The following is a 26,879-nucleotide window of genomic DNA, read 5'->3' as shown; positions in this document are numbered from 1 at the left end:
TAAAAATATAACTAATTGGTGCTTCTATTATCAAAAAATAGATAAGGTTGGTCGTTCCAGTTTATTGTATGAAATTGCCAATCGTCTTTATCTGTTTTATAGAAAAAGCATTGAAATAATAAACCTGTATGCTCTCGTCTCATTAAAAAGCGGTGTCGCAAAAAATAACCTTTTCCTGCTTTGTCGCTATCTATATGAATTGTATTTAAGGGCTTTCCCCATATTTCCAAACCTTGTTTTGCACTTAATTCACTTTGTTTTTGCATTAAGTCTAGTTGGTCTTTGCCAAATCGCCAATAAGGTTCTACAATGGGAGCAATAGGTTTAAAATCCATTTTATCATTATTAAAGGCAACTGCTATATTTTGGCAAAGTTCAAGTGTTTCACTTTCGCTTTTTAAATTTTTGTGACTTGGTGTCATTGCAACAACACTTGCTGACACGCTGACGAGAATAGCAGTAAACGCTATTATCCACCATTTATATTTCATAAGATTGCCTTTAATGTTATTCATTTAATCAAACTGCTTTTTCCCATTTCTCACAAATGGCAATTTTAGCACACGTACTTCCACTTCTTTGCCACGCATAATCACTTTGGCTCTCTCGCCTGTAAAGTCAGCAGGAACACGAGCAATGGCGATGGATTGATTAAGACTTGGGGAGAATACGCCGCTGGTGGTAATGCCGTTGCCATTGTCTGTTACCACTTCCATGCCTGCACGCATGACGCCTTTGCTTTCTAATAAAAGCCCCACTTGTTTGGCTTTGACCCCTGCTGATTTTAGGGCGAGTAGGGCAGATTTACCGACAAATTCACGGCTCTCGTCTTTTAAATCCACCGTCCACGCCATACCTGCTTCAAGTGGGCTAACTTCATCGGTCATATCGTTGCCATAAAGATTCATACCTGCTTCCATACGCAAAGTATCCCTTGCCCCAAGACCGCAAGGTGCAACACCTGCCCCTACCAATTCATCAAAAAACGCACAAGCCTTATCGGCAGGCAAAATCACTTCCACACCATCTTCGCCTGTGTAGCCTGTACGAGCGACAAACCAATCGCCCTCCAAATCCACACCAACAAAGGGTTTTAGGGCGTTTACTTTTTCCGCCCAGTCAGGTTTGACGGTCAATAATTTTTCAACCGCCTTTGGGCCTTGTACGGCAAGCATCGCAAGTTCATAACGGGGGGTTAAGGTTACGCCAAATTCTGCTCCGACTTTGGCAAAATGAGCCGTGTCTTTTTCACGGGTTGCTCCGTTTGAGACAATACGATAAGCGGTCTCGTCTTCGTTCATACGATAGACGATCAAATCATCAATCACACCGCCATTGTCGTTGAGCATTGCCGAATACAACGCTTTGCCAATAAAGCTAAGTTTGGCGACATCGTTGGCGATGAGTTTTTGAAAAAAGGCTTTGGCGTTATCGCCTGTCACATCGGTAACAAGCATATGCGAAACATCAAACATGCCTGCGTCTGTACGCACGGCTTCGTGTTCGGCGATTTGTGAGCCATAATTGACAGGTAATTCCCAGCCGCCAAAATCCACAAGTTTGCCATTGTGAGCGGTATGAGCATCAAATAGGGGGGTGCGTTTTAGTTCAGACATTGGATTTTCCTTAAAAAGTGCATAAAAACAATAATTCGTTTAAAAGCTGTTCGTACCAAGCTTGTCGCAGTATGGAACGGTTTTTTGCCACCCTTTGACTAGACTTAGGGCAAACGAAAAACTTAAATGTTAATCAATCGAGTATTTTTAAGCACCCCATCTGTCCTGTTACCTGAGATTTTCAATCATTAACCGACTAAAATAATGATTTTCTTCCCTTCGGTAGGCGTAATCCAATCCGCCATTCTCCAGATTTTTGTGATAATTCATTGAATTATCGAATGTTTTTCAGTCCTTTTACCTGAGCGATTATGGGGAATGCACAAATCGTGCGTTTACGCCTTCGGTGGTGCGATGATAAAAAATAACATCAACTCGCACACTCTCCTGAAAAAATCAACAACCGTATTATGAAAAATAATGCTACAATTTACAAGTAAAATTTTACAATTTTACAAAAATATTTGTGATGGTAAAATTTTATCCAGACAAATGAACATTTTTAAGTAAATACAGTAGGTGACTTTAATGCATTGTGATGTTTATAAATTTCCAAAAAATGAAGATTGGTATGTCTATATCGCTCGTCCAAATTATCCTGATGACACTGATACTTTGACAGACTGGCTTGGCGTTTTGCCGTCGCCACTGCGTGCAAAATTGGGACTTGGGCAGTTTGTCATGCATTTGGATTTGGCAAGCCGTGACAAATTGGCAAGGGCGGACATCAATGAGGTGCGTGCCAAATTAACCGAGCAGGGCTATTATGTACAAGCACCACCTGCGGATATTTTGGCAGCCCAAGCTCTTGCCAAAGCCAAAGAGGCTCAGGATAAAAAATACGACTAGACATGGCAAAGATGATGGTCTGATGATTTATTTTTTGATGTCTTTTGAAAAAATATGCTATAATGGCGATAATTTTTAGCCGATTGAAGACTTATGAGTATATTGAGCAACCTGCCCCTAGATAGCATTAGTGAGAATTTAGCTGGATTTTTTATCTGGTGGGCGAATTTGACCGATGGTGTACCAGCAGGGCAGTTGCCATTGATTGTGTATGTGGTTTGTTGCGTCTTGGTATTGCTGCTATGGCTGGTGGTCATGCGTCTGATTCCCAGACCGTTCAAGGGTATCAGCTGGGTTGCTTTGGCTGCGGTGATGTTTGCACCAGGTCATGCAGCAGGCGAGAGTGGTGAAATTGCTCCTGCGATGTTGGGAGTATTTCATGGTTTATTGATGAAAAATTGGGCTGGGGCAATTGCTGCTTTTGTGCCAATCTTGGCGGTATTTGCAGCCTTGCTTATCGTGGGTGCGATTTGGCAGTTGGCTCGTGGTGTGATTGCCAATACTGCTGCCAAAGAAGCGGAAACAGCACGCATTCAGGAAGAAAAACGCCGACTTGCCGAAGAAAAGGCTGGACAGTTAAGCTAACCATCAAATACGCCTTATTCATATTACACGCCACATCGCAAAAAATGCTTGCTTTGTGGCGATTTTTCATTTATAATGATGACTTTGTTAAATGGATTGGCTTGCCAATCTGCTTTGCAATCTCCTTGCTATTCTTAGATTGATGCTAAGGGTGGCTGTTTTAATCCGTAGGGAGTCCTTATGAGACATTATGAAGTGGTGCTACTGGTTCATCCAGATCAAAGCAACCAAGTTGCCGACATGGTAACTAAGTACCGTTCTATCGTAGAAGAAAATGGCGGTGCAAACCATCGTTTGGAAGATTGGGGTCGTCGCCAATTGGCTTACCCAATCAACAAAATCCACAAAGCACATTATGTGCTATTAAACATCGAGTGTAACGAAGCAACCCTAGCTCAGCTAGAAGAGTTGTTCAAATACAACGATGCAATCATTCGTAGCCTAGTTATCCGTCGTGATGGTGCTATCACTGAGCAGTCACCATTGGCAAAAGAAGCGGAAGACAAACGCAATCGTAAAGCCAACCGTCGTAATGATGTTCGCAGCACTGAAAGTGAAAGCGACGCTGACAGCGAATAATTTTAAGGAGATAACTCATGGCACGTTTCTATCGTCGTCGTAAATTCTGCCGTTTTACCGCTGAAGGCATTACACACATCGATTATAAAGATGTAGAACTATTAAAGCAATACATCAGCGAAAATGGCAAAATCGTTCCTAGCCGTATTACTGGTACTTCTAACAAGTATCAACGCCAATTGGCAGTAGCGATTAAACAAGCTCGTTACTTGGCACTATTGCCATATACCGACAACCACAAGTAATTAACGGAGAAAAATCATGCAAGTTATTCTATTACAGCGTGTCGTTAATCTTGGTAAACTTGGTGAAACGGTTGATGTAAAAGCTGGTTATGGTCGTAACTACCTAATCCCACAAGGCAAAGCGTTGCCAGCCACCGAAGCGAATATTGCTAAGTTTGAAGCTCGTCGTGCTGAACTAGAAGCACTAGAAGCCAAAGAACTAGAAGCAGCTCGCAACCGTGCTGACAGCCTAGCTGATGTGAATGTCATCATGCGTGCTAAGTCTGGCGATGAAGGCAAACTATTTGGTTCTATCGGTGCTCGTGATATCGCAGAAGCCCTAACCAAATCAGGTTTAGCAGTGGATCGTTCAGAAGTGAAAATGCCAGAAGGTGCATTCCGTCAAGTTGGCGAGTACAAAGTTACTATCCAATTGCATCACGACATTTCAGCAGACATTTTGGTGACCATCTTGTCAGAAGATGCCCCTGCTGCTGATGAAGATGATGCTTAATCACTGTTAATGTGATGATGACCCCCAAGTTATGATATGACTTGGGGGTTGTTTTTTTGACTTGATTTCATCATACGCCAAAAGGCTTTTCTGCATGAGTAAAAAGTCTTTTTTAGGGTGGTAAAAATCCACCGATGGCATGAGTTTTGTATTATGATAGGGGGTGTTTTTATTTATCATCATGTTCTATCATCAACCAAGCCAAACTCATCGCAGGGACAGTAGCCGCCCTAGCAGAAGAAGATGTGAATATGGCGGTGCAAATGGCTGAGGAGGTGGTGAGGTGGAATGCTGTGTATGATAAGTTTACACCATATTCCAATCGATATAAAGACCTTATCAAGATCTATGGAGATGATATAAATAACATTCAAAAAAAGTTAGATTCAGGCGAATTGGTCTTGGATAAAACTCTTGCGGACTATATTTATCAAATAAACACAAATGAGAATCTTGTCGTTTATATGACCTTACAAAGAGATGTGGATGTTATTATTACTGGAAAGGAGAATAATTGGAGGGGTAATCAATCTGCACCTGGTGAAGAAATAAATGATGCTCGAATCGCATTTACCAATTATTCAGAATGGGCAGTATTGGGTAATGTTGTGGTAAGTAGAAAGAAAAATAGCCAAAACATTGCAGATTACAGATTGATTCATGATATATACAACTTTGATATAAAATCAGGTATTAAACATATCCCAAGAAATTTCGAAACTCGTTTTGGAGATCCAGGACCTGGGGTTGGTTACAAGATAGTTATTAAAAATCAGAATAGGCTTAGATTTAAAAAATGAAAAAATTATTTCTCTATATGATTGCTTTATGCACAATATTCCTAATTTTCTGGGTTTTTATGATTTCAAGAACGCATTTTGGCAGTTATTATTTTGAAGCATCAGAGAATTCACCGATGGACTATTTTTTATTTAAAGAAAATGACAGGAATTTTGCCGAATATTATGTCAATGACTTTAAATATACTAATGGCTTTGTTTATTACACGGCCATTGATGGTATATGGCCAGAAGCTGATTGCTACTTCGACCCTAATTTACAGCTTAAACGCATCAATCTTAGCAATAACCAAGTTGAAACCCTTAACTTGGCAGAACATCAGAAAATCTATCAAAAGCTAAGTAAGTTATCTTTGAGAGCCAAAAGCTGGCTTAATGACCCAAATGATAGATGTTCGGTAAAATATCCTGAAAAATGGGGGATTAGCTCACAGAAAGCTAGGCAAAACACCGCCAAAGGCTGAGCCATCTAACCCCATCGCAGACCAAATGATTAAAATCTTTGTGCTGGCAAGTCGTGCTAGGCGTTATATTGATGGGGTGGGCTTGCCTTTGACGGTGGCGGATATTTCAAGCGTCTTGGCGGTCTATCCATGCCATCTGCCTAGATGGCTGATTGATGAGATTGTTTTTAAGATTGATGGGCTTGAACTTGCTGAGATGAATAAGAAAAAGTGAAAAAATCTAAATAAGCAAAAACCCAAGTTTGCCAAAACTTGGGTTTTTTAATTTAAACCTTTTTGGTGTAAAAAATGATGGCGATAATTTTCGTAGATGGTCTTATAACACGGTAGATAAATTGTAGCAGTCTATTGCTTTAATGTAACAGTTTGTGTATTATGTAAGCTCAGATTTAATAGAGGAGTACATAAATGAAAAAGTTTTTTAAGTTTGTTTTTTATGCAATCATAGCGTTGATTGCATTTGGTTTTGTTACGGCGATGCTTGGCGATAATAAGCCCAAGACTGATACTGCTAAGTCAGAGCCTGTAGCTGAAGCTAAGGCTGATGCAACCGAAGTAACAAAACCTGAAGAGCTTACATTAACTGCATCACAAAAAAATGCGGTGCGTTCGGCTGAAAATTATTTAGACTTTAAGGGTTTTTCTCGTGATGGTCTGATTGCACAACTATCATCGGAGTATGGCGATGGATATAGTAAGAAAGACGCTACTGTTGCTGTGGATAGCCTTGATGTTGATTGGAATGAGCAAGCTGTTATAGCTGCTAAAAACTACTTGGAGTTTAAAGGCTTTTCTTGCAAAGGCCTGGTTGATCAACTATCATCAAAACATGGCGATAAGTTTACTAAAGAACAGGCAGAATATGGTGCAAAAGGTGCTGGTGCTTGCAATTAATATAATATACAACAAACCCCCACTTTACAAGGTGGGGTAATCCCCACCACAATAAACCAACCACACACTCTGCAATAAATGGGATAATGTAAAACGATGTGGGACAAGTTAAGACAGACCATTTTGCAAGGGCGTTACACTGGGTGCAACAAGTTGGTCAGGGTGTAAATTTTGAGTTTTTGGGAAAAGACAGGTAAAAATACCTGTTTTTTTATTGCCTTATTTGAACACATAAACTGGCGGGTGGTTTTTAGGTGCCAGATGTTAGGGCGGATAGGGCAACTTCTATCAATCGTCTATCGCCATCGCTTTGTAATTGCCCATCAGAGGAAACGGGTAAAAATGGGCGAGCGGGTAGTGTTACCGATTTGACCTTGGCAAAACCATTTGGGGTGGCAAAGACAAGATGGGATTTTTGCTTTGGGGTGATTGTACCACCAAAATGATGAATGCGGGCATAAATCATATTGGTGCCGACGGTGGCGGTTGTACTGCTTGCCGAGCTTGTAATGCTATCTCTTAGCTCGCTTGTATTGGTTAGGGTTTTTCCATCACCAAAGGCTTTACGCACCCACGCCTGTCCACCAAAGGCTTCATTTTCAAAGTTATCGGCTGTCATTGTCTCTAATTCTGTGGCAAGTCCTTGCATAATGACACGGCTATTGCTGGCATTTCTTAATAATTGAGCCAAAGTGCGTTGAGCTTGGCTGTCGTCTAGGTTGATGATGAGCATTGGCAAAGTTTCCTAAGTTTGGTATAATGAAGTCATTCCGCTACGGGGTCAGGCACGGGGTCTGGACGCAAGCAATTGTGTTTTTAATCTGTTCGATTCAGACGAAGTGGCGGATTTTTATTGTCCAATCTTAATATACTCGCCACCTGCAATTCCTGCGTTGATTGTCTGCATATCTACATAAAAGCCAGAAATCACTTCAATATTACCCTTATTGGTTTTTAAAGTCAGTTTAGCGATTTTATCTGCCACTTGATACGCTAATAATACCGTTTTATTTTGAGTGTCCCACAGTTCAAAGTCGGGCTTGTTAAAATCTTTGATGATTTTTTCTAAGGCTTGAAGGTCCAGTACATCATTATTGATGGTATGACGAGTAGCCTTGTGTCCTACAATAATTGTATCACGAAAGCCCACCACAGGACTTAATTCATCCACTCCTTGCTCGGCAATTTTGGTAAGTACAGGTTCGGACACCACGCCAATACCATAGGTTCGTCTTTGAGAATTACCATTCTTTGACTTTGGCGAACCCACGCCAAAAACCCTGCTACTCGCACATCAGATACCATATCTTTGGCAATCTCTTGCAGAGCCTGTTTTTGTCCTAGGGCTTGGCGGGCTTTGTCATACCAAAGTTTATCAAACAAATGACTGGCAACAGGACTACCGCCAAAGCCATTTTCGCCCAAAATTCGCTCATCGTTTGATGAGCGTATTTTTTTAACCTTTTATTTACGGAGTTTGTTATGTCAAACCAAATCCAAGACACTTTTCGCAAATTTAGCGAATAACACAGGCAAAAAACCTGACCCCAACTGGCTTGATAAGCTCTATGATGCCATTGCTGACCTTGCGTGGTGGTATGGGTGGAACAGTCAAGTCATTGATGAGCTTAGTCTTGATGACTTTGATGTCTGGCTAAAACAACTATCCCGCCAAGTCAAGGCGGGATATGGAAGGGGTGGGGGTTAGGAAATTGGTTGCTTGTTTTCAAGTCTTGCTATCAGCCTGTCCCAGTCTTTTTTGACAGCCTGCTTATTGCGTTTTGAAATTTGGTATTGGTCATAGATACAAGTCGCAACAACAAAAGGCAATAAGGCAATAAATACCACCAAGAAAAACATCAAGATTATAAAAGGTATCATTAGCCAAGCCATATCGCACCCTCTTGTCTGGTTGAAATAACTTAGGAATATTGTAACCGAATTATCAATTGTTATTAGTGCGTCTGCGATGATTGGTGGAGCAATGAGTGTCATTCGTACGATGACAGGGACTGGTTTGCTGCTATGAATATTGTTCTAGATCTACAATACTGGAAATTAAATAAGGTCGTTAGACTTTCTAAGCGATGATGAGCCAACCGTATCTACAATAGTAGAAATTAAATAAGGTCGTTAGACATTGAATGTAAAGAAGATAAGTCATTCGTTATCTACATGAGTAGAAATTAAATAAGGTCGTTAGACAACTTGATAGAAATGGCGAACCGTTCATCTACAGGAGTAGAAATTAAATAAGGTCGTTAGACTTTGACATCAATGGCATAAGTACCTGATCTACAGGAGTAGAAATTAAATAAGGTCGTTAGACATAAAGTAGATGAAAATGGGTTTATTGATCTACAGGAGTAGAAATTAAATAAGGTCGTTAGACTTATTTTTTAAAAAATTTCTATTGACAAATCTACAGGAGTAGAAATTAAATAAGGTCGTTAGACTTACTAGACAATATTTTATCTGATTGTATCTACAGGAGTAGAAATTAAATAAGGTCGTTAGACTTATTTTTTAAAAAATTTCTATTGACAAATCTACAGGAGTAGAAATTAAATAAGGTCGTTAGACTTACTAGACAATATTTTATCTGATTGTATCTACAGGAGTAGAAATTAAATAAGGTCGTTAGACTTATTTTTTAAAAAATTTCTATTGACAAATCTACAGGAGTAGAAATTAAATAAGGTCGTTAGACCGGGATATGTATCACGGTCAAGCTCTGATCTACAGGAGTAGAAATTAAATAAGGTCGTTAGACAGATAATCGTGACATCTTGGCACAGTTTGATCTACAGGAGTAGAAATTAAATAAGGTCGTTAGACACTCACAAGAATATTACGATTGGCTAAAATCTACAGGAGTAGAAATTAAATAAGGTCGTTAGACCCCGCAAAAAAGCAACCGATACTTACTTTATCTACAGGAGTAGAAATTAAATAAGGTCGTTAGACAAGCTCACTCCTGATTCTCTTAATCGAATCTACAGGAGTAGAAATTAAATAAGGTCGTTAGACCTCATAGACCAACACCATTATATTTAGATCTACAGGAGTAGAAATTAAATAAGGTCGTTAGACGACAAAAGACACACCCGTCGCTACCTTTATCTACAGGAGTAGAAATTAAATAAGGTCGTTAGACGTGGCGGTGTGGGTAGCGACCATTTTAATCTACAGGAGTAGAAATTAAATAAGGTCGTTAGACAAGGTTTACCACAATTCCAAGCTAATTTATCTACAGGAGTAGAAATTAAATAAGGTCGTTAGACTAATCCCTGCTACAATGTAGCGTTACAAATCTACAATAGTAGAAATTAAATAAGGTCGTTAGACGAGTAGATGATACGCCATGCGATTATTATCTACAATAGTAGCAATTAAATAAGGTCGTTAGACATATAATTATAATAAATAAATCTACAATAGTAGAAATTAAATAAGGTCGTTAGACTTATTTTTGTCTGCTTGTCGTTGTCATGATCTACAATAGTAGAAATTAAATAAGGTCGTTAGACGTGAACAATGTCGTGGCTTGGTTTAGATCTACAATAGTAGAAATTAAATAAGGTCGTTAGACTGAACGCAAAATTGCCAGCGGCGATATATCTACAATAGTAGAAATTAAATAAGGTCGTTAGACATGTGCGTTTGGTCTAGCGTTCCGTTTCATCTACAATAGTAGAAATTAAATAAGGTCGTTAGACTATGTTAATGTTACGCTGTAATAATTTATATCTACAATAGTAGAAATTAAATAAGGTCGTTAGACAGATTATCATTAAGGAGTGATATTTTATATCTACAATAGTAGAAATTAAATAAGGTCGTTAGACAAACTGGGCTTGCATAATGTCTGATGGATCTACAATAGTAGAAATTAAATAAGGTCGTTAGACTACTGGAACTTTCATAGGAGTTCTAAATCTACAATAGTAGAAATTAAATAAGGTCGTTAGACCTTCCTCAGCGATGATGAGCCAACCGTATCTACAATAGTAGAAATTAAATAAGGTCGTTAGACTCGTCATTGAATAATTTGTCGTGTCATAATCTACAATAGTAGAAATTAAATAAGGTCGTTAGACGTGCCTGTTCTGGGGCAACGCCTTGTTATCTACAATAGTAGAAATTAAATAAGGTCGTTAGACTGTTTCGTAACCCCAAATCAGGGTTACATCTACAATAGTAGAAATTAAATAAGGTCGTTAGACAAGTGAGCTTGTGGGTGGTGGACGCATTATCTACAATAGTAGAAATTAAATAAGGTCGTTAGACACATGGTACAACTTATGCTAACAGATGATCTACAATAGTAGAAATTAAATAAGGTCGTTAGACCGCCACAAATGCTAAACTTGCCAATGCTATCTACAATAGTAGAAATTAAATAAGGTCGTTAGACAAAAATGGCAGCCGCCACAGGCGAAAATATCTACAATAGTAGAAATTAAATAAGGTCGTTAGACGCAAGCCAGAAAACGATGACTCTACAATCTACAATAGTAGAAATTAAATAAGGTCGTTAGACATAAGTATGCAAGTTTTTGTAGCTTATATCTACAATAGTAGAAATTAAATAAGGTCGTTAGACTGATTTTATAAGATATTATATTGACAAATCTACAATAGTAGAAATTAAATAAGGTCGTTAGACAATAATATATAGTACATTAGCGTCATAATCTACAATAGTAGAAATTAAATAAGGTCGTTAGACGCTATTTTGGTTCATAATATCATCGACATCTACAATAGTAGAAATTAAATAAGGTCGTTAGACTTTTGTCTGATGAAATCAAGTATTGACATCTACAATAGTAGAAATTAAATAAGGTCGTTAGACCGTTCACAACAACACCGTCTGCACCAATCTACAATAGTAGAAATTAAATAAGGTCGTTAGACAGTAGAGGTGTGAGTTTTTTCATGTATCTACAATAGTAGAAATTAAATAAGGTCGTTAGACCTACTGGCTACCAATAAATGTAGCGATATCTACAATAGTAGAAATTAAATAAGGTCGTTAGACCTTGTGTTTTTGCTGGAAAAAATTTCGATCTACAATAGTAGAAATTAAATAAGGTCGTTAGACAATCGGCGTGGCACAGATTGACACCCTGATCTACAATAGTAGAAATTAAATAAGGTCGTTAGACAAGCCCAACGAGCAGGACTGTGGGCGTATCTACAATAGTAGAAATTAAATAAGGTCGTTAGACCTTAATGAAGCCGTCTGCTAGTACTATATCTACAATAGTAGAAATTAAATAAGGTCGTTAGACCTAGTACTATCAACAATCAAGCGATTTATCTACAATAGTAGAAATTAAATAAGGTCGTTAGACTCAAAATCGAAAAAGTCAAATTCACGGATCTACAATAGTAGAAATTAAATAAGGTCGTTAGACACACCACAAGCGAATACGACAAACAGCATCTACAATAGTAGAAATTAAATAAGGTCGTTAGACAGCTCTGGTGGTGCTCGCCCAAAGGCTATCTACAATAGTAGAAATTAAATAAGGTCGTTAGACTTGTTACAAGATACACAATCCCAAACTTTATCTACAATAGTAGAAATTAAATAAGGTCGTTAGACTTACGGACTGAGACAAGAAACAGCCCGATCTACAATAGTAGAAATTAAATAAGGTCGTTAGACATAGCATTGATGAAGATGGATTGAAAATCTACAATAGTAGAAATTAAATAAGGTCGTTAGACTTGTAAATCTTTATCAAGTCCTTCAAATCTACAATAGTAGAAATTAAATAAGGTCGTTAGACAGCGGATGAACATGGCAACATTATCATATCTACAATAGTAGAAATTAAATAAGGTCGTTAGACTCTGTCTATCATCTGTTGTTTGCCCTGATCTACAATAGTAGAAATTAAATAAGGTCGTTAGACTCAAAATCGAAAAAGTCAAATTCACGGATCTACAATAGTAGAAATTAAATAAGGTCGTTAGACACACCACAAGCGAATACGACAAACAGCATCTACAATAGTAGAAATTAAATAAGGTCGTTAGACAGCTCTGGTGGTGCTCGCCCAAAGGCTATCTACAATAGTAGAAATTAAATAAGGTCGTTAGACTTGTTACAAGATACACAATCCCAAACTTTATCTACAATAGTAGAAATTAAATAAGGTCGTTAGACTTACGGACTGAGACAAGAAACAGCCCGATCTACAATAGTAGAAATTAAATAAGGTCGTTAGACATAGCATTGATGAAGATGGATTGAAAATCTACAATAGTAGAAATTAAATAAGGTCGTTAGACTTGTAAATCTTTATCAAGTCCTTCAAATCTACAATAGTAGAAATTAAATAAGGTCGTTAGACAGCGGATGAACATGGCAACATTATCATATCTACAATAGTAGAAATTAAATAAGGTCGTTAGACTCTGTCTATCATCTGTTGTTTGCCCTGATCTACAATAGTAGAAATTAAATAAGGTCGTTAGACCGCCTGACCTTGCCGTCAATTTCTCAAAAGATCTACAATAGTAGAAATTAAATAAGGTCGTTAGACATAAATACTATATAATTAGACTAGCTTAATCTACAATAGTAGAAATTAAATAAGGTCGTTAGACCACTTGTCAAGTATTATTTTTCATTTTTATCTACAATAGTAGAAATTAAATAAGGTCGTTAGACAGCTTTTTTGTTGTCAATATTTTTTTTATCTACAATAGTAGAAATTAAATAAGGTCGTTAGACGTACTCATCATCAACTGCAATGCTTTGATCTACAATAGTAGAAATTAAATAAGGTCGTTAGACACTTAAACAAGCACGCAAAGCAGCTAAGATCTACAATAGTAGAAATTAAATAAGGTCGTTAGACTGCTGTTCTTCGACAAGTTTTAGACCAATCTACAATAGTAGAAATTAAATAAGGTCGTTAGACAAACTCCACAATAGACTGGACGGTATGTCATCTACAATAGTAGAAATTAAATAAGGTCGTTAGACCCGTTTTAAGGGCGGTGTACTTTTGCGAATCTACAATAGTAGAAATTAAATAAGGTCGTTAGACTTGAATAGCACCTAATTCAATGCTTTATCTACAATAGTAGAAATTAAATAAGGTCGTTAGACTGTACAGGCGTATTTGAAAGTAATGGATCTACAATAGTAGAAATTAAATAAGGTCGTTAGACCTTGGCACAGCTGGTGTTAACAAATTTATCTACAATAGTAGAAATTAAATAAGGTCGTTAGACTTCACTCCATCAACAGCAACAGCCAAATCTACAATAGTAGAAATTAAATAAGGTCGTTAGACTATGCAATTTTTGGGGCTTACATAAGCATCTACAATAGTAGAAATTAAATAAGGTCGTTAGACGTATCAGCGTTGGCGAGCCAAAGTAATGATCTACAATAGTAGAAATTAAATAAGGTCGTTAGACAGTATTCGAACTATACGAGCTTGACTATCTACAATAGTAGAAATTAAATAAGGTCGTTAGACCCGTTTTGGGGTAAATTGGCTAAAAACAGCCATATTTTGATTAAAATTTATGCAAATTTCACTCATTTTCACCCCAAAAACTCAACATTTACAACAGAAAGACTAAGGTTTGCAAGTTATTAAATAATCTCACAATACCAACAGATCCTGTGTGCGATGAACAGCATTACCAAAACGCAATACTTCTCGCTCTGTAAACCTAAATATTATAACACTATCCGCCCCACAAAACAAGGGTTCAAACTCGTGTTTGATTCTTTGTGTAACGATATTTAGCACCCTTTCGCTATTTTGGATTTCATATACCGAATACTGCAAACGGTCGCCATATTCCATTAAAAATTTGGCAAATTTAGCTCGTACTTTATTATCGCTAATATCATAACTGACGATAATCATTCTGCCTCCTGTTCTGTTTCTTTGGTAAATAAATCAAATTCTGGAAAATCAATTTCTGTATTCACCCAATTTAATTTCATAAATAAGCGATAATAATCTTTCAAATAAATAAAAATCGCCTGTTTATGTTCAATAATCGCCTGCATTAAAATGGTATTGTACGCACGATTGTATTCTGATTTTAAAACATATTGCATTTTATTTTGCGTAAAATGCTCGCTTTTAAATTGACCTAAATTAAATGAATTTAGCACCTGTTTGTCAATAATACAGCGAAACGGCTCAACAAAATCACACACCAATGATTTTCGTTTAAACCAAAGTTGATGTAACACGCCTTGATAAACATCAAAACCAAACAATTTTAAATTACATTCAATATAATTAAACAGTAGCGTATAGCCAATATCCAGTACCACATTGATAGGGTCAAGTTTTAATCTGGGTTTTCTACCTTGCCACTGGCAATGTTTTAATTGCCCAAAATGGATTTTAAAAAACAATTTTGCACAGTTACCTTCAATACCCATAAGATAATTTAAATCACTAGCGGTTAAACATTGTTCTTGATATTGAATCAAATTAGCAATCGCTTGTTTAATATCATCATTTTTATTTCTAATGCTTTTTAATAAAGTAATATGACCATCTATTTTACTTTTCACAATAAGACTTGCAAAATACAGTTTTAAATCATCAGCCATTAAATATTGCTTTTGTCTTAATAAAAAATTGGCATCAGCAGAATGACTTAAAAATAAAATAGGTCTTAATCTTTCATTCATTAAGATTAACGCAATATTATGTTTTTGGCAATAATCCAATAATACACTGGTTAAAGTAATATGCCCAATGCTCATTATTGCCAATACTTTGTTTTTGGATAAGCGTGTTAAGACTTCATCATTTTCATCTTTAATCACAATATTGCCTTGTACTATACATAAATGACGGAGTTCTTGATTAGTTAATAATACCACTTGACGATGTTTTAAATCACTTTGATTTAGCATAAATACCCCCTAATTGTCATACAAAGTTGTTTGGTCGCACAAAGCAGAATAAATACAATATTGGCATTTATTCAAATTCACATTTTTAATACCAAAACTGGGATTATAATGACGGATTTTATTTAAATGATTTTCAAACCATGAAGTAATCTCATCATTTGGTATATCAATTTGATAATTTTTATTATCGTCCATAGAATGAAAGCCCAGATATTCAATTTCAAATCCCATTTCAATCAAGCAAAAATATTGGGCATAAAGTTGTAACTTATAACCATCATAAATGGTTTTAATCTTTTTCTTGCGTTCAATTAACTTTTTGCTTTGTATAAAATATTGGTCAATCTTGCCAATCAGCCCATATTTTTCAGAATACACAAACATACTTGTTAAAACATTCTTTTTGGTACTATAACTCCCATTATCTACTGTCTCGTGTGCCTGTTTTCCTGCGACTTGTGGCGTGTCGTGAAATTGTTCATCATCTAATGCCTGATAAACATTTTTTAAATAAATAGAATAAGGACAAAATATAAAGTCATTTAATTGACTGATATTTAAAACATTGTGTTCCATAATGTACTCCAAAAAAATCAGGCTCAATCTGATAACAAATTGAGCCTGACTACTTATTTATTACGACTTTGCGTAAATTCTAGCCATTCTTGATTGCTAATCGCCAGTTTTAATTTATCCAAATCATCACTTGCTTTAATCTGATGCAATACCCATAATCCTTTTAAGGCGATATGATATGCCCCATTGGCATCGGCATCATTTGGTAGGGTTTTATCTGCTTTACGACTGTCAAAAAACTCGCCATTTTCATTCATTACAGGTGATAAAATAAAATCATCGCCAGTTTGAGCATTGCTATATCGTAATGCTAATAATACTTTTAAAAGATAACATAATCCGCTGTGTAATTTTTTGCTATTATTTTGACAAATAGCATTAATTAAATCATTGCCAGATTGATAATCAATATCGCACGCTTTAAATAAATCTTTTAATGCTTGATTAACATTGATTGTCTGGGTGGATTTATCACTTGGATTATAAGCATAACGCACATCGCCATAAGAGCAAATCGTCCAATGCGTTTGTGTGCCAACCTGTTTATTACCAAACTGATTATAATCAATCTCAAATTCAAAATAATCCGCTTTGGCATTATAACGAATGGCACTAAACTTTTTGAAAAATTCAATGGACTTTTCCACACTCTCATAACGCGGTTTTAATAAATCCACAAAGCCAGTCGTTGGGTCAATTTTACTGGTATTCCACGCAGGTACATAAAATAAAAAGCCTGTTTGTTTGCCAATTTCTTTAATATCGCCAAAACTATTGGTTAATTGCAATGCATTTCGCACACCGCCCAATTCATCGGCATTTTTGCCTTTTAATACCAAATAATTAAGTTTTTTAATCAAGGCATTTTCAAAGTTTTGATAAACTTGTTTTTCAACCTTAAATCGTCCACGCTTAAAGCCAAAATTCAAATCTTCAAGCACGATGATGGCATTATATTTTAGCATCAACTGGCTAATATAATGCACCACTTGGCTTAAATAGCCTTGCTTGATTTCTTTGATATTTTCAATTTCACCCCAGTTTACACGGGCATCGGCACGTGCTTTTTCTTTATTATCCAAAATGGTGTGATAATTAACGCTAAGCTCATCGCCATTATGCCCAATATTGATGATTTCATTTAGGGATTTTTGTTCAATAATTTCGCCTTTTTGGTTAATTACACTAACATATAACAAATGGCGTTCGCCACGGTCAATTCCGATGATATGAATGTCATCTTTGCTTGATTTTAATGTTTGATTGACATTTTTATTAAATTCTTTAAAACCAGTTGCATTTACGCCAAAATTCATCGTAATTGGAATATGTAATAAAAACTTATCTTCAGTGTAGCGTTTATCTTTAATAATGGTATGCGTGGCGATTTTATTTTGATTGCGATTGTTTGGATTTTTCATCTTTAACACTTCGCCAGCAGGGTGTTTTGCCACATCATCAAGATTTAATGACGCCCTGCGATAAAAAATTTCCGCTTCGCCATTTAATTTATAAACGACATTTTGCAAGTTTTCAGGGCTAAATAACGCTTGAAAATACAAAGTATGCAGGTTTTTCTTGCCATAAGATTTTGTAGAAAAATCTTTATTGTAAATTTGGAACAGATATAATTTGCCTTGCTCCACCAAGTCATCAATATAACTGCTGTCAATATCCACAAAACGCACTTTATAACCTTGTGGTTCAACTTCTCTATAAAAATCACTCAAATCCTGATAAGTACTGGTATCAGAAAACACAAAGCCAAATTCCTTCCATTCAGGGTGCTTGTTAATACTGGCTTTAAAGAAATCAATCAAGCGATGACAATCTGCCAAATTAAACAAATCACCTTTTTTATGTGTACCTAATTTATATTTTTCCAAAAGCTCTTTTGGCGGTGCATAATAGTCAATATTGCTATCGGCAAAAAATACTTTTGGAAGCATTTTGTTTGGACCGGGTAACAGTTTATACAGCATTTTTTGATAAACATCTTGGCTGGTTGCAACAGGTGCTTGTTCAAAGACTTTTTTATGGTCTTTATCCAAAATTGCCAAATAATAATTGCCATTTTTCTGTAAGATAATGCCAAAATTATCTTTTTCTTTATTTAAATCCCAGCCATTTAATAAAGTGGCATTATCAAAATTGAGCTTATATTTCTCAGTATTAAAGGCTTTTTGCGAAATATAATCACGCACTTTATTGTAAAGTGAAGTAAACTGTTTTAAATCATCATACAAAGGTGTAAATTCACCATAAAAAGATTTGTCTTCATTTAATCCATCAGCAGTAACCGCCAATGGTTTAATAAAATGCACCAATGTCATTACGCTATCTAAAAATAATTTTAGATTGATGATGTCTTGGGATTTTTTATGTTTATAAAAACTACATTCGCCTTTTGGATAGTCTTTTTCTACAAAGCCTTTAATAGTGCTAAATTTATTATCAATGTCTTTGATGATTGATAATTTTTTATCGTCAAGCCAAGTGGCACATTCTGCAAAATAATCGGCAATAGAAATAAATGCAATATCATCTTTATTTTGACAATATTGGGTTAATGCTTGCTCCAAAACGGCAATACTATGCTCGGATTTGATGAATTTATCTCGCTCTTTGAGTAATTTTTCTTTGGCACTGTCTTTTTTGGCTTTGGCAAGTTTGCTATTAAATTCAGTATTCATAACATTGGCATAATATTCCACCAAAGCATTATTAATAAAATTGAAATTTCCATATAAAGTATGAGAAATATGGGTTAATTGTCCGTGATGAATATAGATACCGTTTAAATCATATTTTTGAATGTCATTTAATAAAGTGGCAACCTTGGCAAAACTGTCATGATAACCATAATAAAAATCTTTAATCGCAACACAAACTGCATTGTCATCATTAAATTTTGGCGGTAAAAACGATAGACTTTGTTTGTCACTTAATATTTGTTTATGTAATGATTTTAATTTGGCGATTTTGGTTTTATGCTTTTGGTTGAATAGGTTAATCAGTTCATTGATACCTTGCAACTTTGTACCATTATCCAAAACCTTTCCACCCAATAAGGCATTATAAGCGGTAATACTAGATTGGGTTAAAAGCCGACTATAAAAATCAATATCCAACAAATCATCAATCTTAAAATCATCGAAATAAGTAGTGATTTGACTATCTAATTGCTTAAGTTGTTGATATAAATCATCATATTTATCTTTAATTTGACTTAAAATCTGAATATTATCCACAAATCTTGGTAAATTCTCGTGAATTAAGCGATAAACGATGGCAGTATGCTTGGCTTCATCACTATAAAGATTTTTACGGTTTTCATAAAAACCTGTAAAATAAGTCGTAAAACCAATAAACTGTTGCACAAGGGCGATGTTTGGCGAGTTTTCACCTTCTTTTTGGATAATCCATTTAACCAAATTTCCGTATTCTTTGTGATTACCAAACAATTCTTTGGCGAATAAACTTTCAAATAAGGCTTTGGTTTGTTCATCTTTTTTAAATTGTTTGACAATGGCTTTGCGTAATTGCTCTTGTGATTTTTCTAAGGCTTTACGCAGCTTATCATCATTTTTATTTTGTTTGAGTGCTAAATAGTGGCTTTGAAAATCTGCCAACGCCAACAACGCCACATCATTTAATGCCTGCTCTATAAAATCACGATGATAATCATCAAGAATCGGTTTGATTTTTTGATAATTTTCGGCAAGGGTTGCATCTTTCTCCAAAAAGTTTTTGGCTTGAATGTGCCCTAAGGTTTTGCCAATTGGTTTTAACTCAAAACGCAAGGTTTTGGAAAGTGGGTATTGCTTAGTGAAGTTTGCAAATAGCATAGACAATCCTTTGATTGATAAAAACATAGAAATGAGATACAAATTATATAATAAAAAAACAGACTTTACCAATTTACTGTATGATTACCAGTGACTTTATGGCAAGGCCTTGCCGTCGCAAAATAACAAATCTGGAGGCGTGATGTATTTGCAACCATAGGTAGTATGAGTAGTCGTATTTATTCTGATGGTTTAACAAGGGGGTGTATGTCAAATAAGCTGCTATCAGGCTTTAAGAAATTGGCAGATTTTTATCATATTTTTTTATGATATAATAATTTTATATGATAAAAATAACCTATTGATATTTTTATTAACATTTTATTTTATAATATTATTAATATGATATTGATAAAATAAGAATTTTTATAATAAAATCAATATATTATGATATTTATGTCATTGTACCATTGATGGCTTGTGAACATAACGCCTAAAATTTTATTTATAAATAATTCCTATGATTTAATAAGTTTTTATTATGATAAGACTTTACGAATGCACAAAATTAGCGTATGATATAAGCCAAAGAATAATCTAACCGCCTATGGGGTGGTTGTGGCTTTTAATGGAGAATAGATATGTCAAATAAGTTGTTTGATTTGATTGAATCATCAGGTGCAAAATGGGTGGATTTTCGTTTTACGGACACGCACGGCAAAGAAATGCACCTAACTTTTCCAGCGAGTAGTGTTGATGAGGATACGCTAGAAGACGGCAAAATGTTTGACGCTTCAAGCGTGGCTGGCTGGAAAGGTGTGGAGGCGTCTGACATGATTTTGCGTCCAGACCCACAGACGGCATATCTTGACCCATTTTATGAAGCACCAACTGTGGTGGTGGCGTGCGACATCATTGAGCCAGAAACTTTGCAAGGCTATGGCAAAGACCCTCGTTCAATCGCTCGTCGTGCCGAAACCTATCTAAAATCAACAGGCATTGGCGACACGGCTTTTTTTGGGCCAGAGCCTGAATTTTTTGTCTTTGATGAAGTAAAATGGTCGATTGACCAATCAGGTGCTAGAAGCACCATTATTTCAGAAGCGGCTGCTTGGTCGACCGATAAGGATTATGCGTGGGGCAACAATGCTCAGCGTCCGCATGTCAAGGGTGCTTATGCGGTAACCGCACCGATTGACCATTATCACGACATGCGTGCAGTCATGTGTGAACGCATCGAAGATGTGATGGGCGAGGGCAGAGTAGAAGTGCATCATCACGAGGTGGCGTCAGGTCAGTTGGAGATTGGCGTATCGTTTAATACTTTGGTTAAAAAAGCGGACGAAGTTCAACAGTTTAAATATGTGGTGCAAAATGTTGCCAACCAATTTGGTAAGACAGCCACCTTTATGCCTAAGCCAATGGTGGGCGATAATGGTTCTGGTATGCATGTGCATATTTCCATTTCAAAAGATGGTGTGAATACTTTTTCTGGCGATGAGTATGCAGGACTTTCAACCACAGCACTGTATTTCATTGGTGGTGTGATTAAGCATGCCAGAGCGTTGAACGCCATCACCAATCCGACAACCAACAGCTACAAGCGTTTGGTACCGCATTTTGAAGCACCGATTAAACTTGCGTATTCTGCGTCCAACCGCTCGGCATCAATTCGCATTCCGCATGTGTCTAGCCCTAAGGCGGTGCGTATCGAAGTGCGTTTCCCTGACCCTGCGGCAAACCCTTATCTGTGTTTTGCAGCCTTGTTAATGGCTGGCATTGATGGTATTGAAAATAAAATCAATCCAGGCGAGGCGGCAGATAAGAACCTGTACGACCTGCCACCAGAAGAAGAGGCACTAATTCCAACCGTTGCTGAAAATCTGGAAGTGGCACTAAACGCACTAAAAGAAGACCATGCTTTCTTGCTAAAAGGCGATGTATTTAGTAAAGAGATGATTGATGCTTACATCGAGCTAAAAATGCAAGAAGTACAAAAAATGAACGAGGCGGTGCATCCATTGGAGTTTGATTTGTACTATCGCTGCTAATCAGCTGTTCATTATAAGCATCACAAAATCAGGGCTTTTGCCCTGATTTTTTTGGTGGTGTGCCGACAACTGGTGTTAAAATTTTCTCTTTGGGCAAGTTAATGACTGCGATGATGAATTTATCATCGTTATTTTTTGCCAAAAGTGTTACAATTTGGTGGTTAATATCAATCAAACGATGAATTATTATGTCCAAGAAATCCTCCTATGTCTGCCAATCTTGCGGTGCCAATTATGGCAAATGGGCAGGGCAATGTGCCGATTGTGGCGAGTGGAACACTTTGGTAGAAAGTGTCAATGTCGCCTTGCCCCACCACAGCAAAGTCAAAAGCACTAAGCCCACCCCCCGTACAGGTAACTATGCAGGGGCGACCAGTGGCGTAATGACCCTAAACAATGTCGGTTTTTCGCTAGAAACCCGTATGCCCACAGGCATTGGCGAGTTTGACCGTGTGCTTGGCGGGGGGCTTGTGGCAGGTTCGGTGGTCTTGATTGGTGGCGACCCTGGCATTGGCAAATCCACCATTTTGCTCCAAACCGCTATTTTTATGGCAGGCAGGCAGTCACTCTCAGGTTCTGCCCTTTATATCACAGGCGAAGAGAGCTTGTCGCAAGTGGCAATGCGTGCGGTGCGTTTGGGACTGCCGACCGACCGTTTGCGTGTTTTGGCGGAAACCAATGTAGAAACCATCTGTCAGGCACTCACCGCTGAACAACCTGCGGTGGCGGTTATTGACTCTATTCAAACTTTGTTTACCGAAATGATACAATCCGCTCCTGGGGGCGTGGCTCAAATTCGTGAAACGGCGGCGATTTTGACCCGTTATGCCAAACAAACAGGCACGGCTCTATTTTTGGTCGGACATGTAACCAAAGAAGGGGCTTTGGCAGGTCCTAGGGTGCTTGAACATATGGTGGATACGGTGCTGTATTTTGAGGGCGAGTCAGATAGCCGTTTTAGAATGATTCGGGCGGTCAAAAACCGTTTTGGGGCGGTCAATGAGCTTGGGATTTTTGGAATGACTGATACAGGCTTAAAGGAAGTTGCCAATCCGTCCGCCATTTTTTTAAGCCGTTATGATAAGCCGATTGCAGGCTCGGTGGTGATGGTTAGCCGTGAGGGGACTCGTCCGCTTTTGGTGGAGGTGCAAGCCCTTGTGGACGACTCGCAAGGTCAGCCAAGGCGAATGGCTTTGGGGCTTGATTATCAACGCCTATCAATGCTCCTTGCGGTAATGCACCGCCACGGGGGTATTCACACTAGCGGACAAGATGTCTATGTCAATGTCGTGGGCGGGGTCAAGGTGATGGAGACAGGCTCTGATTTAGCGGTGCTTTTGGCGTGTGCGTCTAGTATCAAAGAAAAACCGCTCCCATCAAGGCTTTGTGTGTTTGGCGAAGTGGGTTTGTCTGGCGAAATACGCCCTGTACCAAACGGTCAAGAACGCCTAAAAGAGGCGATGAAACATGGCTTTACCCACGCCATCATTCCTGTTGCCAATGCTCCAAAGGACGATAACGAACAATTTAAAGGCATACAGATTTATGCCGTAGAGCGATTGGACAATGCCATTAGTAAGGCTTTTGAGATTGAGTGATGGGCGTGCAACAATTTGAACTTTTTGTTAAAATCATCATGTCAATGACATGATACAACGATGGGATATTGTGATGAATTTTCATAGAGATTTTTTGGCAAACCTAACTGATGAGCAAAGACAGAAGGTCAATGCTTTACCGACACCATTTTATTTGATTGATGAAAGAGCGATTGTTCAAAATATGCAGCTCATCGATCAAGTCTGCCAGCAATCAGGTGCAAAAGCATTATTGGCACTCAAATGTTTTGCCACTTGGGGTGTCTTTGGGGCGATGAAGCCTTATCTGCATGGCACGACCTCATCATCACTAAAAGAAGTGCGACTGGGCAAAGAGTGTTTTGGCGGAGAAACGCACGCATACAGCGTGGCATACAGTCGTGATGAGATTGATGAAGTTTTGCAGTATAGCGATAAAATTATTTTTAATTCTTTTAATCAGTTGGCACAGTTTGCCGATAAAGCGATTGCCAAGAATATCCCAGTAGGATTACGCCTAAATCCACAAACCAGCAATTCATCATTCATCATTGCCGACCCAGCCAGACCATTTAGCCGACTGGGCGAGCATGATGTTGATGCCATCATGGCAGTGGCGGATAAAATCACTGGTGTGATGATTCATAATAATTGCGAAAATACAGATTTTGATGCATTTTGCCAAAGTCTTGATGACATTGAAGAGCGTTTTGGTAAGCTGTTCCATCAGCTGGATTGGATTAGTTTTGGTGGGGGTATCCATTTTATTGACCCCAATTATCCTGTCAAGGCATTTGCTGATAGGCTAAAACAATTTGCCAACGAGTATGATGTACAGGTATATCTTGAACCAGGCGAAGTGAGCGTGCATCATACGGCAGTCTTGGTTACCAGTGTTTTGGATACTTTGCATAACGGCAAGCCTTTGGCGGTGGTCGATGCGTCCATTGAGGCACACATGCTTGATTTGCTGATTTATCGTCAATCTGCACCATTATCTTTTGTCAATGAGACGGCTTATGAGCTTGCTGGTGGGGATTTTGATGGAGAAACTGCCGATGATGTGGCGGTGCGAATCTATGGCAAATCGTGCTTGGCAGGCGACATCTTTGGCGATTATTTACTGGACAAACCTCTAAATATTGGCGATAAAGTGGCTTTTGCCAATGCTGCACCTTATACGATGGTCAAGAAAAACTGGTTTAATGGGGTGGATATGCCTGCCATTGTGATTATTCGTGAAAATGGCGAGATTGTGGTACAAAAACAATTTGGCTATGAAGACTACAAAAACAGTTTATCTTAATGGATAAATCATTGTTTTTGATAAATTTTGGTTGAAAAAAATCACAATAAATTCTATCATGGTTGGTTTGTGCTTGACCGATGATGACCAGTGCGGTCAAGATTTTGGGTGCGTAGGCTTTGCTGCTGCAAGTCTTCCTTTTAGCTTACGCAGGTGTTTTTTTGGTGGTTTGCTGTTTGACTGAGTAATGATGCTTGGCAAACAAGCACAAAGGAGGATTTGTATGACAAAACAAGCAAAAAATGTATTGATTATTGGTGCAGGTGGTGTGGCACAAGTCGTGGCACATAAATGTGCGATGGCAAACGATGTCTTTGGTCAGATTCACTTGGCATCACGCACCAAAGCCAAATGCGATGCCATTGCCCAAAGTGTTGCTGACAAGGGTAGTTTTAAACACGAGGCGGTACTACATACTCACGCCCTAGATGCCCTAGACACTCAGGCGGTGGTGGCATTGATTCGTCAGATTGATGCTCATATTGTCATCAATGTTGGTTCGCCATTTGTGAATATGAGCGTGATGGACGCCTGTCTTGAAACCAAAACGCACTATCTAGATACCGCCATCTATGAGGATCCTGCCAAGATTTGTGAAGCACCACCTTGGTATGCCAACTATGAATGGAAGAAAAAAGAGGCCTTTGCCAAAGCTGGTGTGACCGCCATTTTGGGTGTGGGTTTTGACCCTGGTGTGGTGAATGCGTATGCTCGTTTGGGTGTGGCGTATTTTGACCAAGATACCGTCACTGATATTGACATCATTGACATCAATGCAGGTAGTCACGGCAAGTATTTTGCCACAAATTTTGACCCAGAAATTAATTTTAGGGAATTTACAGGCGTGGTGTATTCTTGGCAAAACAACGCTTGGCAGACCAATCAGATGTTTGAGGTCAAACGCACCGATGATTTGCCAGTGGTTGGTGTACAAAATAGCTATTTATCAGGTCATGACGAACTGCATTCACTTCATAAAAATCTAAATGTGCCAAACATTCGTTTTTGGATGGGTTTTGGCGAGCATTACATGAATGTGTTTGGGGTGCTAAAAAACTTAGGCTTATTATCAGAACAGCCCATCAAGACCGCCGAGGGTTTGGAAGTAGTGCCCCTCAAAGTGGTTAAAGCGGTATTGCCAGACCCATCAAGCCTTGCTCCTAATTATACAGGCAAGACTTGCATTGGCAATAAAGTCAAAGGCAAAAAAGATGGCAATGATGAAGAGATTTTTATCTATAACATTGCTGACCACAAAGAGGCTTATGAAGAAGTTGGGTCGCAGGGCATTTCTTATACCGCAGGCGTGCCACCAGTTGCCGCAGCGATTTTGATTGCCACAGGCGAATGGAATGCTGGCACAATGGTCAATGTCGAAGAGCTTGATGCCAGACCATTTATTAACCTGCTTAATCAAATGGGTCTGCCTACTCGCATTCAAGACAAAGAGGGCGATAGACTGCTTGAATTTAGCCTATAAACCATCAAAATTCATAAAAAAGCACGCTCAATATTGGGCGTGTTTTTTATGAGTTAGTCAAACAAGAGTTGCTATATTGTTACAATAACTAAACATTTGTTGAAAAACACATACAAAACTAAGCGTAAAGGCGTGCTATCAAGCGATGACAAATGGGCAGTATATCATGTAGAATACACCCACAGTTTATTGTGAAAATTAAGGATTGTCCTATGAAAAAATTACTACTAGGTTTGTTATTTGCTGGGCTAAGTCAGCAGGTGGTTGCTGAAATCAAGCTTGGCTATGACGGTCTAAGCGGCTATTCCATGAGCATACTTGATGAACAAACCAAGGGGGTTTATGATAGTGGACGCTATGTAAAATCTGTTTGGGTAAAAAATGAAGTGGTTGAAAACTTAGCCGCAAGCGACATGGGGCAGGGTGGGTATCGATTGGATAATTGGCATATTGACTGCGATTCTAGAACAGTTGGTATCAAGAGCATGACTCAATATGATAGCAGTGGTCGTATGTTGGCAGTTAATACTGGTATGTTGGTTAAGTACAGACCTGTGGTGCCAAACACTTGGATTGATGTCATTGTTCAAAAATCCTGCCAAAACTGATGATTTGTCAATCAGTGTATGATGGTGCATTTTAAAAATTCACAATTT

The 26,879-nt window shown here is 37.9% G+C and carries 24 protein-coding genes, 1 CRISPR repeat array and 2 riboswitches; of the genes, 15 read left to right on the top strand and 9 right to left on the bottom strand.

All coding sequences use genetic code 11. The features are described 5' to 3' along the window. Window positions 1-11: 11 nt before the first annotated feature. Both LU297_RS00975 and gcvT read right to left on the bottom strand, forming a co-directional pair. Window positions 12-515 (bottom strand): hypothetical protein, encoded by a 504-nt coding sequence (locus LU297_RS00975; protein ID WP_263076560.1) that lies wholly within the window; start codon window positions 513-515, stop codon window positions 12-14. After that, window positions 516-1,616: a glycine cleavage system aminomethyltransferase GcvT gene (gcvT, locus tag LU297_RS00970; protein WP_263076559.1), complete on the bottom strand. Its 1,101-nt coding sequence runs from the start codon at window positions 1,614-1,616 to the stop codon at window positions 516-518. A gap of 150 nt (window positions 1,617-1,766) precedes the next feature. Further along, a riboswitch (glycine riboswitch) is annotated at window positions 1,767-1,878 on the bottom strand. Between the two features lie 17 nt (window positions 1,879-1,895). Further along, a riboswitch (glycine riboswitch) is annotated at window positions 1,896-2,016 on the bottom strand. Window positions 2,017-2,144: 128 nt separating this feature from the next. Between gcvT and LU297_RS00965 the strand changes: the two genes are divergently transcribed. The 9 genes from LU297_RS00965 (at window position 2,145) to LU297_RS00925 (ending at window position 6,525) form a co-directional block, all read left to right on the top strand. Beyond that, a complete protein-coding gene (locus tag LU297_RS00965; protein WP_263076558.1) occupies window positions 2,145-2,465 on the top strand; it encodes a YcgL domain-containing protein in 321 nt (106 codons plus the stop codon). 93 nt (window positions 2,466-2,558) lie between these two features. After that, on the top strand, window positions 2,559-3,050 hold the full coding sequence (locus LU297_RS00960) for a hypothetical protein (protein ID WP_263076557.1): 492 nt from the start codon (window positions 2,559-2,561) through the stop codon (window positions 3,048-3,050). 180 nt (window positions 3,051-3,230) lie between these two features. Further along, window positions 3,231-3,629, top strand: a complete 399-nt coding sequence (gene rpsF / locus LU297_RS00955; RefSeq protein WP_263076556.1) for a 30S ribosomal protein S6 — start codon at window positions 3,231-3,233, stop codon at window positions 3,627-3,629. Between the two features lie 17 nt (window positions 3,630-3,646). Then, window positions 3,647-3,874: a 30S ribosomal protein S18 gene (gene rpsR, locus LU297_RS00950; RefSeq protein WP_049235696.1), complete on the top strand. Its 228-nt coding sequence runs from the start codon at window positions 3,647-3,649 to the stop codon at window positions 3,872-3,874. 16 nt (window positions 3,875-3,890) lie between these two features. Beyond that, complete coding sequence (rplI, locus tag LU297_RS00945; protein ID WP_263076555.1) at window positions 3,891-4,367, top strand: 50S ribosomal protein L9; 477 nt, start codon at window positions 3,891-3,893, stop codon at window positions 4,365-4,367. Window positions 4,368-4,513: 146 nt separating this feature from the next. Beyond that, a complete protein-coding gene (locus LU297_RS00940; RefSeq protein WP_263077406.1) occupies window positions 4,514-5,167 on the top strand; it encodes a hypothetical protein in 654 nt (217 codons plus the stop codon). Then, on the top strand, window positions 5,164-5,631 hold the full coding sequence (locus tag LU297_RS00935; RefSeq protein WP_263076554.1) for a hypothetical protein: 468 nt from the start codon (window positions 5,164-5,166) through the stop codon (window positions 5,629-5,631). Before LU297_RS00940 ends, LU297_RS00935 begins: the two co-directional genes overlap by 4 nt. Before the next feature lie 25 nt (window positions 5,632-5,656). Continuing rightward, window positions 5,657-5,845 (top strand): hypothetical protein, encoded by a 189-nt coding sequence (locus tag LU297_RS00930; RefSeq protein WP_263076553.1) that lies wholly within the window; start codon window positions 5,657-5,659, stop codon window positions 5,843-5,845. A 194-nt stretch (window positions 5,846-6,039) separates the two neighbouring features. After that, window positions 6,040-6,525: an Ltp family lipoprotein gene (locus tag LU297_RS00925; protein ID WP_263076552.1), complete on the top strand. Its 486-nt coding sequence runs from the start codon at window positions 6,040-6,042 to the stop codon at window positions 6,523-6,525. A 250-nt stretch (window positions 6,526-6,775) separates the two neighbouring features. Here LU297_RS00925 and LU297_RS00920 read toward each other — a convergent pair whose 3' ends face one another. The 3 genes from LU297_RS00920 to LU297_RS00910 form a co-directional block, all read right to left on the bottom strand. Further along, complete coding sequence (locus tag LU297_RS00920) at window positions 6,776-7,258, bottom strand: phage virion morphogenesis protein (RefSeq protein ID WP_263076551.1); 483 nt, start codon at window positions 7,256-7,258, stop codon at window positions 6,776-6,778. A gap of 117 nt (window positions 7,259-7,375) precedes the next feature. Beyond that, window positions 7,376-7,735, bottom strand: coding sequence for a hypothetical protein (locus LU297_RS00915; protein ID WP_263076550.1), 360 nt, complete (start codon window positions 7,733-7,735; stop codon window positions 7,376-7,378). Further along, entirely contained in the window at window positions 7,684-7,950 is a 267-nt protein-coding gene (locus LU297_RS00910; protein ID WP_263076549.1) for a hypothetical protein, read from the bottom strand. Before LU297_RS00910 ends, LU297_RS00915 begins: the two co-directional genes overlap by 52 nt. Window positions 7,951-8,143: 193 nt before the next feature. Here LU297_RS00910 and LU297_RS10090 point away from each other — a divergent pair, with 193 nt between their 5' ends. Then, window positions 8,144-8,233: a hypothetical protein gene (locus tag LU297_RS10090; protein ID WP_432806272.1), complete on the top strand. Its 90-nt coding sequence runs from the start codon at window positions 8,144-8,146 to the stop codon at window positions 8,231-8,233. Between the two features lie 333 nt (window positions 8,234-8,566). Further along, window positions 8,567-14,033: a CRISPR direct-repeat array (repeat unit 36 nt; unit sequence ATCTACAATAGTAGAAATTAAATAAGGTCGTTAGAC). Between the two features lie 129 nt (window positions 14,034-14,162). Here LU297_RS10090 and cas2 read toward each other — a convergent pair. The 4 genes from cas2 to cas12a are packed head-to-tail and all read right to left on the bottom strand — an operon-like array spanning window position 14,163 to window position 19,869. After that, entirely contained in the window at window positions 14,163-14,432 is a 270-nt protein-coding gene (gene cas2, locus LU297_RS00905; protein WP_263076548.1) for a CRISPR-associated endonuclease Cas2, read from the bottom strand. Then, entirely contained in the window at window positions 14,429-15,445 is a 1,017-nt protein-coding gene (gene cas1, locus LU297_RS00900; RefSeq protein ID WP_263076547.1) for a type V CRISPR-associated endonuclease Cas1, read from the bottom strand. The genes cas2 and cas1 overlap by 4 nt, the downstream gene beginning before the upstream one ends. A gap of 9 nt (window positions 15,446-15,454) precedes the next feature. Beyond that, entirely contained in the window at window positions 15,455-16,021 is a 567-nt protein-coding gene (cas4, locus tag LU297_RS00895) for a type V CRISPR-associated protein Cas4 (RefSeq protein ID WP_263076546.1), read from the bottom strand. Between the two features lie 53 nt (window positions 16,022-16,074). Beyond that, window positions 16,075-19,869 (bottom strand): type V CRISPR-associated protein Cas12a/Cpf1, encoded by a 3,795-nt coding sequence (gene cas12a / locus LU297_RS00890; protein WP_263076545.1) that lies wholly within the window; start codon window positions 19,867-19,869, stop codon window positions 16,075-16,077. A gap of 575 nt (window positions 19,870-20,444) precedes the next feature. Here cas12a and glnA point away from each other — a divergent pair. The 5 genes from glnA (at window position 20,445) to LU297_RS00865 (ending at window position 26,831) form a co-directional block, all read left to right on the top strand. Further along, window positions 20,445-21,860, top strand: a complete 1,416-nt coding sequence (glnA, locus tag LU297_RS00885) for a type I glutamate--ammonia ligase (protein ID WP_285894532.1) — start codon at window positions 20,445-20,447, stop codon at window positions 21,858-21,860. Between the two features lie 188 nt (window positions 21,861-22,048). Then, window positions 22,049-23,458 (top strand): DNA repair protein RadA, encoded by a 1,410-nt coding sequence (radA, locus tag LU297_RS00880; protein WP_263076543.1) that lies wholly within the window; start codon window positions 22,049-22,051, stop codon window positions 23,456-23,458. Between the two features lie 73 nt (window positions 23,459-23,531). Beyond that, entirely contained in the window at window positions 23,532-24,743 is a 1,212-nt protein-coding gene (locus tag LU297_RS00875; protein ID WP_263076542.1) for a carboxynorspermidine decarboxylase, read from the top strand. Window positions 24,744-24,966: 223 nt separating this feature from the next. Beyond that, window positions 24,967-26,223 (top strand): saccharopine dehydrogenase family protein, encoded by a 1,257-nt coding sequence (locus LU297_RS00870; RefSeq protein ID WP_263076541.1) that lies wholly within the window; start codon window positions 24,967-24,969, stop codon window positions 26,221-26,223. Window positions 26,224-26,435: 212 nt separating this feature from the next. Next, window positions 26,436-26,831 carry a hypothetical protein gene (locus LU297_RS00865; RefSeq protein WP_263076540.1) on the top strand — a complete coding sequence of 132 codons (396 nt, stop codon included), beginning with the start codon at window positions 26,436-26,438 and terminating at the stop codon, window positions 26,829-26,831. Window positions 26,832-26,879 lie beyond the last annotated feature (48 nt).

Source organism: Moraxella nasicaprae, from assembly GCF_025643275.1.
Taxonomy (GTDB): Bacteria; Pseudomonadota; Gammaproteobacteria; order Pseudomonadales; family Moraxellaceae; genus Moraxella; species Moraxella nasicaprae.
Note: the sequence above shows the minus strand (reverse complement) of the source record. Positions and strands in the feature narration are given on the sequence as shown.

What these genes read in the sequence shown, in the direction of transcription:
- radA (WP_263076543.1), top strand. Translation starts at nt 22,049, where the DNA reads ATGTCCAAGAAATCCTCCTATGTCTGCCAATCTTGCGGTGCCAATTAT.
- LU297_RS00960 (WP_263076557.1), top strand. Translation starts at nt 2,559, where the DNA reads ATGAGTATATTGAGCAACCTGCCCCTAGATAGCATTAGTGAGAATTTA.
- LU297_RS00870 (WP_263076541.1), top strand. Translation starts at nt 24,967, where the DNA reads ATGACAAAACAAGCAAAAAATGTATTGATTATTGGTGCAGGTGGTGTG.
- LU297_RS00965 (WP_263076558.1), top strand. Translation starts at nt 2,145, where the DNA reads ATGCATTGTGATGTTTATAAATTTCCAAAAAATGAAGATTGGTATGTC.
- cas2 (WP_263076548.1), bottom strand. Translation starts at nt 14,432, where the DNA reads ATGATTATCGTCAGTTATGATATTAGCGATAATAAAGTACGAGCTAAA.
- LU297_RS00975 (WP_263076560.1), bottom strand. Translation starts at nt 515, where the DNA reads ATGAATAACATTAAAGGCAATCTTATGAAATATAAATGGTGGATAATA.
- rpsR (WP_049235696.1), top strand. Translation starts at nt 3,647, where the DNA reads ATGGCACGTTTCTATCGTCGTCGTAAATTCTGCCGTTTTACCGCTGAA.
- cas4 (WP_263076546.1), bottom strand. Translation starts at nt 16,021, where the DNA reads ATGGAACACAATGTTTTAAATATCAGTCAATTAAATGACTTTATATTT.
- cas1 (WP_263076547.1), bottom strand. Translation starts at nt 15,445, where the DNA reads ATGCTAAATCAAAGTGATTTAAAACATCGTCAAGTGGTATTATTAACT.
- gcvT (WP_263076559.1), bottom strand. Translation starts at nt 1,616, where the DNA reads ATGTCTGAACTAAAACGCACCCCCCTATTTGATGCTCATACCGCTCAC.
- LU297_RS00930 (WP_263076553.1), top strand. Translation starts at nt 5,657, where the DNA reads ATGATTAAAATCTTTGTGCTGGCAAGTCGTGCTAGGCGTTATATTGAT.
- cas12a (WP_263076545.1), bottom strand. Translation starts at nt 19,869, where the DNA reads ATGCTATTTGCAAACTTCACTAAGCAATACCCACTTTCCAAAACCTTG.
- LU297_RS00875 (WP_263076542.1), top strand. Translation starts at nt 23,532, where the DNA reads ATGAATTTTCATAGAGATTTTTTGGCAAACCTAACTGATGAGCAAAGA.
- rpsF (WP_263076556.1), top strand. Translation starts at nt 3,231, where the DNA reads ATGAGACATTATGAAGTGGTGCTACTGGTTCATCCAGATCAAAGCAAC.
- LU297_RS00935 (WP_263076554.1), top strand. Translation starts at nt 5,164, where the DNA reads ATGAAAAAATTATTTCTCTATATGATTGCTTTATGCACAATATTCCTA.
- LU297_RS00920 (WP_263076551.1), bottom strand. Translation starts at nt 7,258, where the DNA reads ATGCTCATCATCAACCTAGACGACAGCCAAGCTCAACGCACTTTGGCT.
- LU297_RS00865 (WP_263076540.1), top strand. Translation starts at nt 26,436, where the DNA reads ATGAAAAAATTACTACTAGGTTTGTTATTTGCTGGGCTAAGTCAGCAG.
- LU297_RS00925 (WP_263076552.1), top strand. Translation starts at nt 6,040, where the DNA reads ATGAAAAAGTTTTTTAAGTTTGTTTTTTATGCAATCATAGCGTTGATT.
- rplI (WP_263076555.1), top strand. Translation starts at nt 3,891, where the DNA reads ATGCAAGTTATTCTATTACAGCGTGTCGTTAATCTTGGTAAACTTGGT.